The sequence below is a fragment of the Flavihumibacter rivuli genome (genome assembly GCF_018595685.2).
Classification (GTDB): Bacteria; Bacteroidota; Bacteroidia; order Chitinophagales; family Chitinophagaceae; genus Flavihumibacter; species Flavihumibacter rivuli.
In genome coordinates this window covers 2,115,261-2,127,254 of record NZ_CP092334.1, presented here as the reverse complement: position 1 = coordinate 2,127,254, position 11,994 = coordinate 2,115,261, and the positions used below count along the sequence as shown (strand labels likewise).

General features: G+C 48.3%; 13 protein-coding genes. 5 read left to right on the top strand and 8 right to left on the bottom strand.

Going from position 1 to position 11,994, the window contains the following annotated elements; translation table 11 throughout:
* Nucleotides 1-128: 128 nt before the first annotated feature.
* The gene (locus KJS94_RS09365; RefSeq protein ID WP_214447488.1) at nt 129-1,184 is read left to right on the top strand and encodes a response regulator; all 1,056 of its coding nucleotides are present in this window, start codon (nt 129-131) and stop codon (nt 1,182-1,184) included.
* Between the two features lie 324 nt (nt 1,185-1,508).
* Here the strand turns inward: KJS94_RS09365 and KJS94_RS09360 are convergent, their stop codons facing one another.
* The 7 genes from KJS94_RS09360 to KJS94_RS09330 all read right to left on the bottom strand — a co-directional run bounded on the left by KJS94_RS09360 (nt 1,509) and on the right by KJS94_RS09330 (nt 7,792).
* Nucleotides 1,509-1,928 carry a hypothetical protein gene (locus KJS94_RS09360; protein ID WP_214447489.1) on the bottom strand — a complete coding sequence of 140 codons (420 nt, stop codon included), beginning with the start codon at nt 1,926-1,928 and terminating at the stop codon, nt 1,509-1,511.
* Nucleotides 1,929-1,944: 16 nt separating this feature from the next.
* Entirely contained in the window at nt 1,945-2,367 is a 423-nt protein-coding gene (locus KJS94_RS09355) for an Hsp20/alpha crystallin family protein (RefSeq protein WP_214447490.1), read from the bottom strand.
* 268 nt (nt 2,368-2,635) lie between these two features.
* Nucleotides 2,636-3,025, bottom strand: coding sequence for an RNA-binding S4 domain-containing protein (locus tag KJS94_RS09350; protein ID WP_214447491.1), 390 nt, complete (start codon nt 3,023-3,025; stop codon nt 2,636-2,638).
* A gap of 77 nt (nt 3,026-3,102) precedes the next feature.
* Nucleotides 3,103-4,467, bottom strand: coding sequence for a dipeptidase (locus KJS94_RS09345; RefSeq protein WP_214447492.1), 1,365 nt, complete (start codon nt 4,465-4,467; stop codon nt 3,103-3,105).
* A gap of 35 nt (nt 4,468-4,502) precedes the next feature.
* A complete protein-coding gene (locus KJS94_RS09340) occupies nt 4,503-5,534 on the bottom strand; it encodes a cation diffusion facilitator family transporter (protein WP_214447493.1) in 1,032 nt (343 codons plus the stop codon).
* Between the two features lie 20 nt (nt 5,535-5,554).
* Entirely contained in the window at nt 5,555-6,325 is a 771-nt protein-coding gene (locus KJS94_RS09335; protein ID WP_214447494.1) for a superoxide dismutase, read from the bottom strand.
* A gap of 18 nt (nt 6,326-6,343) precedes the next feature.
* Entirely contained in the window at nt 6,344-7,792 is a 1,449-nt protein-coding gene (locus tag KJS94_RS09330) for an LptF/LptG family permease (RefSeq protein ID WP_214447495.1), read from the bottom strand.
* A 26-nt stretch (nt 7,793-7,818) separates the two neighbouring features.
* Between KJS94_RS09330 and KJS94_RS09325 the strand changes: the two genes are divergently transcribed.
* Nucleotides 7,819-8,433: a hypothetical protein gene (locus KJS94_RS09325; RefSeq protein WP_214447496.1), complete on the top strand. Its 615-nt coding sequence runs from the start codon at nt 7,819-7,821 to the stop codon at nt 8,431-8,433.
* On the opposite strand, the gene KJS94_RS09320 is transcribed toward KJS94_RS09325, so the two are convergent.
* Nucleotides 8,430-8,828 (bottom strand): START-like domain-containing protein, encoded by a 399-nt coding sequence (locus KJS94_RS09320; protein ID WP_239804356.1) that lies wholly within the window; start codon nt 8,826-8,828, stop codon nt 8,430-8,432. The two genes, KJS94_RS09325 and KJS94_RS09320, sit on opposite strands and share 4 nt — an antisense overlap.
* A gap of 295 nt (nt 8,829-9,123) precedes the next feature.
* On the opposite strand from KJS94_RS09320, the gene KJS94_RS09315 reads away from it, so the two are divergent.
* From KJS94_RS09315 to rpsP, 3 genes are all read left to right on the top strand, one after another.
* Entirely contained in the window at nt 9,124-9,999 is an 876-nt protein-coding gene (locus KJS94_RS09315) for a sigma-70 family RNA polymerase sigma factor (RefSeq protein WP_214447497.1), read from the top strand.
* A gap of 82 nt (nt 10,000-10,081) precedes the next feature.
* On the top strand, nt 10,082-11,410 hold the full coding sequence (gene ffh / locus KJS94_RS09310; protein WP_214447498.1) for a signal recognition particle protein: 1,329 nt from the start codon (nt 10,082-10,084) through the stop codon (nt 11,408-11,410).
* A gap of 132 nt (nt 11,411-11,542) precedes the next feature.
* On the top strand, nt 11,543-11,971 hold the full coding sequence (gene rpsP / locus KJS94_RS18215; RefSeq protein ID WP_305856934.1) for a 30S ribosomal protein S16: 429 nt from the start codon (nt 11,543-11,545) through the stop codon (nt 11,969-11,971).
* Nucleotides 11,972-11,994: the final 23 nt, after the last annotated feature.

The following is an 11,994-nucleotide window of genomic DNA, read 5'->3' as shown; positions in this document are numbered from 1 at the left end:
GGCTAAAGTAGTTGCCGTATATTGGGCAGGGATTGACCCTTCTCAAACCTGGTTATGATTTTTCTCATTCAGGGAGGTGCAGGCATCATGTCTTTGTTTAACTTTATTGAATCCTTTTATTTGCTCTTATGAAAAGAATCCTGATCATCGATGACCATAATGAAATCCGGGAGAATATTGCTGAGATACTTTCCCTGGGTGGATACGATACTTTTACGGCCGAGAACGGTAAACGTGGGGTTGAGCTGGCATTGGCGGAAAAACCCGACCTCATCGTTTGTGATATCATGATGCCGGAACTGGATGGCTATGGAGTACTGCACCTGCTGAGGAAGAATCCCGGGACCGAGCATATCCCCTTTATTTTCCTGACCGCAAAGGTTGACCGCAGCGATTTCAGGAAGGGGATGGAAATGGGGGCTGACGATTTTATCACCAAACCATTTGATGACATCGAATTACTGAACGCCATTGAGATCAGGCTGAAAAAGCAGGATATCCTTCAGCAGAAATATGCCGGGGATGATAAGGGGGTGAGTGAACTGATGAAAGACCTGAAGCAGTCGGGTTTGATCAGCCTTGACCTGGAGCAGTACGATACGGAATTACTGGCCAGGCGGCAGCAGGTGTATTCTGAAGGCAAAAGGCCCAAATACCTGTACTACCTGAAAAGCGGCAAGGTGAAGAGCTACAAGATGAATGAGGACGGGAAGGAATATATCACCAACCTGTATAGCCCCGGGGATTATTTTGGTTACCTCGCCTTGCTGGAGAACACTACATATGAGGATACGGCAGAAGTGCTGGAAGATGCGGAGTTGGTCCTTATCAGTAAGGATGATTTCCTGCAGGCCGTTTACCAGGACCTGACCATTGCCTCTAAGTTTATTAAGCTCATCACCCGCGATGTGAAGGAGAAGGAAGAGCGTCTATTGCACCTGGCCTATGATTCCCTCAGGAAGCGGGTGGCCAAGGCATTGATCGATATCCATAATAAGTTCAATAAGGATACAGGTGGTAGCCCCATCGATATTTCCAGGGAAGATATTGCGCAATATGTAGGCACTGCTACAGAATCCCTTATCCGCACATTGAGTGACTTCAAATCGGAGAAACTGGTGGAGATCAAGGAAGGTAAGATCAGGATCATCGACCCTGCCAAACTGGGTAACCTTTTATATTAGGAAGGTTACTGCAGATACATAAAAAAGTGCCGGCTCTGCTCAACCGGCACTTAGCAAACAAACGAAAAGACTCAACACTATCTGGAAATTGACTGCACTTTTGGGGGAGGGTTTGGACCTCGTTTTCGGATCAGGTGTTAATGGCTAAAAGGTATTCGAAAGCTGGATTTCGGAATAATGGTCAATAGTCATTTGATCAGGGATTTCGGGTTAATGGTTAAAAAGCATTTGATCAAGGATGTCGGAATAACGGTTAAGGGTTTAATGATCAGCTATGTTAAGACCATACCATTAAGGCAGGGTTTAATTATTATCTGGCATTACTTAATCCTGCCCACGCCTCAATTCAAAATCATCTTCCGGCAAATTGCCCTTTCTAACGGAATCGGTAATTTCCTTGCCATGCTCATTCTGTTGGCCCAATGTCCATTTATCGGTCATGGTGGTTTCCAGCCATAGGTTCCCTGATTTCCTGAACACCTGTACGGAAAGGCCGAAACGGTTCCAGAAAGCCTGTTCGAGTTCGGCAACCGTCATTTTTTCGTTGATCTCCAGGCTGCCTTCTTCCTTCGTAATGCGGGCGTCGCCAACCAGTGATTTTTGGGTGAACATCCGCTGGGCCGGTGAAGGCTTTTCTACCCCATGTTGCTTCTTGAAAAATTCGATTTTCAGGTACGGGAAAGCCTGGTTGAATTCATACTGCAAATCACTTATTTGTCTGCTCTCAGCAATCTGAATGACCATATGGCTATGGTTTATATTAGTATACGTAAACATCTGTCTCTCCTTTTAGTGATGACCTTTCCCCATCACGTGGTATCATAATGATCAATTCCCCATTGGTATAGCTCGCCTGGGCAAGTAGCGGGTCCGCATCTTCCGGCAGCATGAACCGGCGTTCCCAATGGTAATAATTGTATTCAAACAACTCCTTCCCTTCCTTTCCACTTTTTAAGGAATCTTCCTTATCGGCACCAATGAATAGAATATTGTCCTTGCAATGAATGCTCAGGCACTGTCGATCAATACCCGGAACCGCCAACTTGATGATATAGGTTTCCGGCGTTTCAGTGACATTGGCCGCCGGAACACGGTTAACCCTGCTGGCCCCTGAACGCTGCAAATACCTTTTTCCAAACAATGGACGGTTTAGTGTTCTTTTTTTCAAAGTAGCGGCTGACATTATGGATGGTTTTAAAGTGGTCTTTAATGATTCTGAAACAAAACTATTTTTCCTCCAAGAGCTAAATCATGACTTTTTGAAGGGGGAAAGATGATTTTTGTCAATCTGCCGGAGGGGAATCCTCAGGGCGGGGGAGGAGGTAGGGGGATACACCTATGGAGTATGGGCCACGAAGACGCTAAGACTCGAAGGAACATAAAGCGGCCTTCGTGCAACTTAGAGTCTTCGAGCCTTTGTGGCCCACTCTATCAAAATATCCTGAAATGCCTTATTCTTCATCCATGAAGTCTTCCAGGTCCCTTCGCTGCTTTTTGGTGGGACGGCCGATCTTGGACAGGCGCTTGCCGGTATGGAAGCTGGAGGCCTGGAACTCCAGCCTTTCCTTTTCCTCGATCGGCGTAAGGTCTTCGTAATACTTGATGGCTTCGCTAAACTGGACCCTGTTATGCAAGAGCCCGGTCACCTTGACTACCCATTTGCGGGTCTCGGTCTTGACCTCATATTGATCACCGATCGCTACCACCCTGGATGCCTTTACCGCGTTGCCCTCCAGCTTTACCCTGCCCTTATCAATGGCATCACCCGCCTGGCTCCTGGTCTTGAAGAGGCGGATCGCCCAGAGATATTTATCAATACGAAGTTTTTCTTTCTCGGCCATCACTAATTCTTTTGTCCAGTCAAAAATAAAAAATCCCGGCTGGTGTGCCGGGATCTTTTATGCTAGCATAGAATTGATCATTTCTCTGCAAAGAACTTGTGGAAGTACGGAATGGTCTCAATGCCTTTGTAGTAATTCGCCAGGTCGTATTTCTCGTTGGGTGAATGCAAGTTGTCGCTGTCCAAACCAAAGCCCATGAAAACGATCTTTAGCCCGAGTTCTTTTTCAAACAAGGCACAGATGGGAATGCTTCCACCGCCCCTTACCGGGATAGGTGACTTGCCAAAGGTGGCTTCAATAGCCCTGGCTGCTGCCTTATACCCATCCGAATCGATCGGGGTCATGTAAGGCTCACCGCCATGGTGCAACTCGGCCTTGATGGTAATATAGTCAGGGGCGATCTTGTTCAAATGATCGATCAGCAGCTTGGTGATCTTGTCTGATTGCTGGTTGGGCACCAGGCGGCAGGAGATCTTCGCAAATGCTTTCGAAGGCAATACGGTCTTGGCGCCTTCTCCGGTATAACCACCCCAGATACCGTTCAGTTCCAGGGTCGGTCGGATGCCTGTCCTTTCATTGGTGGTGAAACCTTTCTCACCCCAAAGGGTTTTCACGCCGAGATCGTCTTTATACTCCTGTTCATTGAATGGTGCTTCGGCCATCAGCTTGCGTTCCGCTTCAGTTGCTTCTACCACATCATCATAAAAACCAGGGATGGTGATATGGTTGTTCTCATCATGAAGGGACGCGATCATTTTTGCAAGGATGGTAATGGGATTGGCCACTGCGCCGCCATATACGCCGCTATGCAGGTCGCGGTTTGGTCCTGTCACTTCCACTTCAATATAGGAAAGGCCGCGGACGCCAATATCAATGGATGGGGTATCCATGCTGATCATTGCAGTATCGCTGATCAGGATCACATCGGCCTTCAGCAGTTCCTTATTTGCTTTTACGAAATTGGCCAGGTTGGGGGAACCCACTTCTTCCTCGCCTTCAATAAGAAACTTGATATTGGTGGGGAGGGTATTGGTTTGCACCATGGTCTCCAATGCCTTCACGTGCATATAGAATTGTCCCTTATCATCGCAGGCACCGCGGGCATAGATCTTGCCATCTTTGATCACTGGCTCAAAAGGACCGCTGTGCCAAAGGTTGAGCGGATCGGCTGGCTGTACGTCATAATGGCCATAAACCAGCACGGTGGGCTTTGATGGATCAGTGATCCTTTCCCCGTAAACGATCGGGTGGCCGGCAGTCTCATGCAGTTCGGCTTTATCGGCACCCGCCTGGAGCAGGCTGGAGCGTACGGCCTCCGCGCATTTGCGCATATCTTCCTTATGTTCACTTCTTGCACTTACACTTGGTATCCTCAGCAGGTCAAGCAATTCGTTCAGGAACCTGTCCTTATGTTGTTCCTGGTATTCTTTCCAAACTTGCATATGTATTGATTTGGGGCCACGAAATTAGGCGGTTTTTAGGAAAGGTCGATGCTGCCAGGCTGCGCAACGGGTGAAGGTGCACCCGGCAGTCGGTGTTTCTCATTGGAGATAATGTTCTCCAGGGTCCATTCCACTTTCTGCTGGAAGGGATTTTTTCTTACCGGGCAATCCTCCTTGGTACAGATGGAGCAGGAGAAATCCAGGCAGCCATCGGAGTGAACGAAGAGCTCAATGCTGTCGCCGAATTCCTTCTGGATCTGCTGGCTCAGGGCATCCACTTCCTCATGGGCCTGGTGCACGTTCAGGTACCAGGGTACAGTAAGGTGGCAGTCCACATGCAGCACACTACCGTACTTGATCACCCGAAGATTGTGCAGGTCGATCCAGTTGGGCCTGCGCTCACTATTCAGCCTTTTGATCATCTGTTCCAGCAATTGATGGTCGGCCTCATCCATGATGCCGGCCAGCGATTCCCTCAGGATCTTATAGCCGGTGAAGATGATGATGAAGCTGAAGATCAGGGCCACAATGGCATCAATCACCTGGATCTTCGTGAAGTAGATCAGGGCAATACCTATCAATACACCGATGGTTGAGTAGGTATCCGATTGCAGGTGCTTACCGCTTGCCACCAGGGCGAGGGAATTGTTTTTCTTGCCCCTTTTGATGGCTATCCATCCCATGACGTAATTCACCAGGCCGGATATCCCCACTAACAGCATACCATAATCGAGTTTTTTCAACTCGTGCGGATGGATGAAATTGTTGATGCTCTCGTAGATGATGATCAGGCCCGCGATCATGATCAGGGTGCCTTCTACCGCAGCACTGAGGAATTCGGCCTTGCCATGTCCATAGGGATGGTCAAGGTCCCTGGGCTTGGAGGCAACATAAAGGGAGTAAAGGCCGATAAATCCCGAGATCACATTCACCGTGCTTTCGAGCGCATCCGTAAGAATGGCTACAGACCCGGTCAGGTACCAGGCAGCGATCTTTAGGATGAATAAGATTACAGCAATGGTCACTACCCATTGCTGCACCCTGAAGTTTTCTTTTTGCTGTTGCAAGTGAACTGTTTTACTGGTGATTATTTCATGGCGATATCATAGCGCTGCTGGATAAAGTCCCAGTTCACCACAGTCCACCAGTTGTCAATATAGTCAGCTCTCTTATTTTGGTATTTGAGGTAATAGGCATGTTCCCAAACATCCAACCCAAGGATAGGGGTTCCTTTGGTTCCGGCAATATCCATCAATGGATTATCCTGGTTGGGTGTGGAAGTGACCAGTAGCTGTTTGTCTGCAGTCAGTATCAGCCATGCCCAACCGCTGCCAAACCTGTTCTTGCCGGCATCGGCAAACACGGATTTGAAATTGGCGAAAGAGTTGAATTTGCTTTCAATGGCAGCAAGTAATGTTCCGGCAGGTTTATTGTCTGTACGCGGACTGCGCATGCTCTGCCAAAACAGTTCATGGTTGTAGTGCCCGCCTGCGTTGTTGCGCATTTTTTCGGAATATTTGGATATCCTCGCCAGCACATTTTCAAGGGGCTGCGACTTGTCTACATTCTCCGTTTGGGCTGCATCATTCAGGTTCTTGGCATAGGCAGCGGCATGCTTGGTATAGTGGATCTCCATGGTCATGGCATCGATATAGGGTTCCAATGCTTTGTAATCATAGGGCAATGGCTGTTGTGCGAAACCTGTCCTGAAAGGGGAGCTGCCTCCTGCCGTTGGCTTTGAGCTTTTACAGGATTCCAGCAAGGTTGATCCGATAAGGGAAGACCCAAGGGAAATAGCCAATCCTGCCTTCGTTCCGTTGGACAGGAAGGCTCGCCTGGAGGTGGGCGTCTTTTTCATACGAATGTTTTTTTAAAGTTACTGCACCTGCGGTTTGCTGCGGAAGTTTTTTATCCGCTGCAAATAGGGCCCGAGATTCTTGAAAATACGGTGGTAAAATTCCTTGTTGAATAACTGGGAATCGTGCATGGCTTTATAGATCAGGAATCCCCCGATAGGCACCAATACAAAGGTGGCCAGCCACATGCCCTCAGCAGGTCCCATTACCGCCTCTTTCACGAACTTCTTACCAAAATTGTTCAGCAGGAAGAAGATAACAAAGAAAACCACTGCAAAAACTAGCGGTGTTCCAATTCCTCCCTTTCGGATGATGGAACCCAACGGAGCGCCTATGAGGAAAAGGACGAGACAGGCAATGGACATGGTGAATTTTTCATGCCAGGCCATTTTGTGGAGCCTCAGGTTCTTGGCGCGGTTCTCATAATCTGTTTTATTGATCTCCAGCGTACTCTTGATGATGGAAAGTTGCGACATTACCCGCTCATTGGTGGGCGACATCATGGAATCCGGGATCATCTCCTTCATGTCCTTGATGGCCGTGGTCTTGCCTGATGCCGCCCAGCCGGTATCCATGTACCGGGTAAAGTAGATATAGGGTGAGAGCTCTGTTCCCAGCTTGCGCTTGAAAACTGCGGGTGTGCGTTTCAGTGAGTCGATGGCCTTATTAAGCTGGCGGACGCTGAGCATCTGGTAGTTGTCCTTGAACAGGCTGTCCTCTGTCTGGTTCAACTGCAGGGAGCTGAGGTCAAATACCTTTTTGAATTCCTTAAAGCCAAGCCGGATATAATCGGAATTGGTATTCATCCTGCTGCCCCTTTCTTCGTACCTCCAGCCATCTTCCAGTTTGAATTCCAGGAACCTTTTGTCATCGGAGACCTTCATGATCCCCTTCCTGGCAATGATGATATTATCCTGCAGGTTAAAATTGCGTTCATAGATGATGATATCCCTTAAGGTGGAGTCATCGGCTTCTTTCTTGCCAACCTTGATGGCGTAATTGGGAATATTGGTATAGAAAGCCCCTTCCCTGAGGTCGAAGGCTGGTTTCTTATTGATGATATCGTACTTGAGCCTGTTCAGCTTCAGGTTGGATACGGGGATGATGTAATTATTGAAAAGAAAGGCTACCCCGCAAATGAGAATGCTCACCACCAGCAATGGCCGCATAAACCTTAGCAGGGGAATGCCAGCCGATTTGATGGCCACCAGCTCAAAGGTCTCGCCCAGGTTCCCGAAGGTCATGATCGAGGAAAGTAGTACGGCGAGCGGTAAGGCCAGGGGCACTACGGTCGCTGCAACATAAGAGATCAACTGGCCAATGGTCAGCAGGTCCAGGCCCTTACCTACAATATCGTCGATATATAACCAGAAAAATTGTAATACCAGGACAAAAAGGGTGATAAAAAAGGTGGCTATGAATGGGCCAACAAAGGCCTTCAGGATAAGCTTATCGAGTTTTTTTATCACAGTGAGTCGGAATATCTTTATTGATTATGGATCGCACAAAAATAAGGCTTTCAGAACAGGAAAGGCGGTTGGTAACAGATGCCGGCATTATTTTAACGAAGAATGCCATCATTGGTAAAGTGGTAGACTTGTTCGGCGGGATGGGTGCTGAAATGTCGGCAAGGGCCTTGCAACAAAAAGAAAGCCTGCCAGGCAGTTATTTTGAAGCGCCGCCCAGGGTCTCCAAGGGAGAACAATACCAGGGATTGCCATGGGTGATGCTGGATTACCCAAAATCATTTTCCAAAGAGAAGGTCATGGCGATCCGGACCTTTTTCTGGTGGGGCAAGGCTTTTACGGTCAGCCTTCTATTGGCAGGGCAATACCACAGGGACTTCTCCCTATCGGTTATGCGAAAACTAAAGGAAAAAGATGCACCTTATCCCATCCTTGTGGCCACGCACGAAGATCCCTGGGAACATGATGTGGACGCTCCCGGTTCAATTCCTTTAAAGCTGGCTTTTGAGGAAGGTAGGGAAGCCAAGGTCTTTGCAGGGGATTACCTGAAACTCTCTATGACCCTGGGGATAGAAAACTGGGATACTGCCCCGGATTTTATCCGGGAAGCATGGGAGTTCTGGACTGGTTTGTTGGCAAATTAATTACCCAGGCGGTGAAACAGGTCTTTAACCTGGTAGCCCCAAAGCTGGCTTTGGTCCTTGATATCTTTTTTGTCAGCGAAGTCCTTTATCACGAGAATGGTCTGGTTGGTTACATCGGACTTTTCGATCCGGAATTCAAAATATTCTTCCTTGGGGGCATGTAACCAGTGAAATCTGATAAAACTGTTCTCCTCACTTTCCAAAACCTCTGCTTTATCTGTAGAACCATTCCATGAAAAACTAAACACCTGGTCTCTCTCGTCTACTTTATCTGCGAACCACTCCTGCAATCCGGCAGGCGTGCTAAGGAATTCATATAAGATAGAAGGTGAACACCTCACCGGGTATTCCAACGTAAATTGTTGTTTCTTGCTCATCTCCAAATCAATGATCAATCAATATTGTTTCCACGCTTGCAATAATAGAAAATATTGTGACGCTGCAAAATATTCCCCAAAGTATTTTTTGTTAAGGAAATAGCGCTTTAAAATTAAACAGGGTCACCGTGAAAACACTGAAAAGCAGCTATTTACATACTATTTTTTTGGCTAAGGGTTATTGAATTGTTAAATTGCCTTGTAGGGTTGACAACCGTAACTGACGTGTGATTTATGCAAGAAAACTCTAATTCATGCGTTTAACAATAAACCGAACCTTTTAAAAGCACCATAAACCTCTCAAACCCAGCCTATGAGCATGCGTCAACTCAAGATCTCAAAATCTATTACCAACCGTGAGTCCCAGAGTCTCGAAAAGTACCTGCAGGAGATCGGTAAAGTAGAACTGATCAGTCCTGAAGAAGAAGTCCGTTTGGCCCGCCTGATTAAGCAGGGTGACCAGCGTGCCCTGGACAGGCTAACCAAGGCTAACCTCCGCTTTGTGGTTTCCGTGGCCAAGCAGTACCAGAACCAGGGGCTTTCCCTGCCTGACCTGATCAATGAAGGGAACCTTGGCCTGATCAAGGCGGCGCAACGCTTTGACGAAACCCGCGGTTTCAAATTTATCTCCTATGCCGTTTGGTGGATCCGCCAGAGCATCCTGCAAGCCCTTGCCGAGCAAAGCCGGATCGTCCGCCTGCCATTGAACAAGGTGGGCCTCACCAACAAGATACAGAAAGCATTTTCCCAACTGGAGCAGGAATTCGAGCGCGAGCCTTCGCCCGAAGAATTGGCTGAAATGTTGGAACTGGATACAGATGAAGTGTCTGCCACCCTGGGCATAGCCGCCCGCCATGTCAGCATGGATACACCACTCTCCGAAGGGGAGGACAATACCATGATCGATGTGCTGGAAAACCCCAATGCGGAGCGAACCGACAAGGGAGTGGAGCACGACGAGAGCCTGAAGCAGGAAATTGACCGTTCCCTGCAAACCCTGACCGAGCGCCAGAAGGAAGTGATCTGCTATTTCTTCGGTATCGGCGTGGACCATCCCATGAGCCTGGAAGATATCGGTGAAAAGTTTAATCTGACCAGGGAAAGGGTAAGGCAGATCAAGGATAAGGCCATTACCAAGCTCAAGACCAATTCCAGGTCAAAAATGTTGCGGACCTACCTGGGTGTATAATCGCCCATCTTAAAGTATATTTGCCATCCATTTAAGGTGAACCTTAGCGTTCACCTTAATTTTTTGGAGTAAACCCCAGTGTATGTTTGAATCATTAAGTGAACGTTTAGAATCGGCCTTTAAACAGTTAAAAGGTGAAGGCCGGATCACCGAGCTGAATGTTGCCGCTACGGTAAAGGACATCAGGCGCGCCCTGGTGGATGCCGATGTGAACTATAAGATCGCCAAGGAATTTACCGATAAGATCAAGGATAAGGCCATTGGCGAGAAGGTGCTGACATCGGTTAGCCCCGGCCAGCTGATGGTCAAGATCGTGAAGGATGAACTGGTAGAGCTGATGGGTGGAACCGAAAGCGAATTCAACGCCAAAGGCAATCCTGCTGTGATCCTGATCGCCGGTCTGCAAGGTTCCGGTAAGACCACTTTCAGCGGTAAACTGGCCAACTACCTGAAGACCAAGAAGGGGCTTTCACCCATGCTGGTAGCCGCAGATATTTACCGTCCTGCGGCCATTGACCAGTTGAAGGTACTGGGTGGACAGATCGGGGTGGATGTATACAGCGAGCCAGAGAATAAGGATGCGGTAGCCATTGCCCAAAAGGCAGTGATCGAGGCCCGGAGCCGCAATAAGAATGTGGTGATCATCGATACCGCCGGCCGTTTGGCTGTAGATGAGGCGATGATGACCGAAGTGGCCAATATCAAAGCGGCTGTGAATCCCCAGGAGATCCTCTTTGTGGTGGACTCCATGACCGGCCAGGATGCGGTGAACACGGCCAAGTCCTTTAATGACCGGCTCGATTTCAGCGGCGTGGTACTGACCAAACTGGATGGTGATACCCGTGGTGGTGCCGCCCTTAGCATCAAATACACGGTCAATAAGCCGATCAAGTTCGTTTCCAGCGGTGAGAAACTGGATACCCTTGATGTATTCTATCCGGAAAGGATGGCCCAGCGTATCCTCGGCATGGGTGATATCACCACCCTCGTGGAGCGCGCCCAGGCCCAGTTCGATGAGGAACAGGCCAAGAAACTGGAAAAGAAGATCAGGAAGAACCAGTTTGATTTTGAAGACTTTAAGCAGCAATTGGAGCAGATCAAGAAGATGGGTAATATCAAGGACCTGCTGGGCATGATCCCCGGTGTGGGCAAGGCCATCAAGGATATTGATATTTCCGATGATGCCTTCAAGGGCATTGAGGCCATGATCAATTCCATGACCCCATATGAGCGGGCTAACCCCGATAGTATTGACCAGAGCCGCCGCAAGCGCATTGCAGCAGGTTCAGGTAAGGATATTGCAGAGGTGAATGCGTTCATGAAGCAGTTCGAGCAGATGAAGGATATGATGAAAATGATGAATAAAATGCCCATGGGAGGCAGGCTGGGGGCCGGTTTCGGTCGCCGCTGATCATTTTAGTCATTCATTAATAATAATTTAGTTTGCTGATTTTGATCGGATTGTTAATTTTGCAGTCCATAATTTTGTGTAGTAACCCTATTTGTTCACGCATTTAAATGTCTATTTACGATGCCAGTTAAAATGAGATTGCAGCGTCACGGCTCCAAGAAAAGGCCATTCTACTTCATTGTAGTGGCTGATGCCCGTGCACCAAGGGATGGTAAATTCATCCAGAAGATCGGTACTTACAACCCCCTGACAGTTCCCGCAACTATCCAGCTTGATCGCCAGCGTGCGCTCGATTGGCTGCACAAAGGTGCTCAGCCTACTGATACAGTTCGCCGTATCCTGTCCTTCAAAGGTGTATTGTACCTGAAACACCTGCTGCGTGGCGTGAAACTGGGCTTATTCGATGAAGTGACTGCTATGACCAAATTCGAAGTTTGGCATAAGGAGCACGAAGCGCAGATCAAGAAGCGCAACGATGAGCACAGGAAGCAACGCCAGGTACGTCGTCACCAGCCTGTTCGTAGGCCACAGCCAAGGCAGGAAGGTGGTGCAGCTGAATAATCAGATTTAGCTCAAACCAGATA

Coding starts and splice junctions, on each gene's coding strand:
- KJS94_RS09335 (WP_214447494.1), bottom strand. CDS start 6,325: ATGAAAAAGACGCCCACCTCCAGGCGAGCCTTCCTGTCCAACGGAACG.
- KJS94_RS09345 (WP_214447492.1), bottom strand. CDS start 4,467: ATGCAAGTTTGGAAAGAATACCAGGAACAACATAAGGACAGGTTCCTG.
- KJS94_RS09365 (WP_214447488.1), top strand. CDS start 129: ATGAAAAGAATCCTGATCATCGATGACCATAATGAAATCCGGGAGAAT.
- rpsP (WP_305856934.1), top strand. CDS start 11,543: ATGAGATTGCAGCGTCACGGCTCCAAGAAAAGGCCATTCTACTTCATT.
- KJS94_RS09360 (WP_214447489.1), bottom strand. CDS start 1,928: ATGGTCATTCAGATTGCTGAGAGCAGACAAATAAGTGATTTGCAGTAT.
- KJS94_RS09355 (WP_214447490.1), bottom strand. CDS start 2,367: ATGTCAGCCGCTACTTTGAAAAAAAGAACACTAAACCGTCCATTGTTT.
- ffh (WP_214447498.1), top strand. CDS start 10,082: ATGTTTGAATCATTAAGTGAACGTTTAGAATCGGCCTTTAAACAGTTA.
- KJS94_RS09315 (WP_214447497.1), top strand. CDS start 9,124: ATGAGCATGCGTCAACTCAAGATCTCAAAATCTATTACCAACCGTGAG.
- KJS94_RS09325 (WP_214447496.1), top strand. CDS start 7,819: ATGGATCGCACAAAAATAAGGCTTTCAGAACAGGAAAGGCGGTTGGTA.
- KJS94_RS09350 (WP_214447491.1), bottom strand. CDS start 3,025: ATGGCCGAGAAAGAAAAACTTCGTATTGATAAATATCTCTGGGCGATC.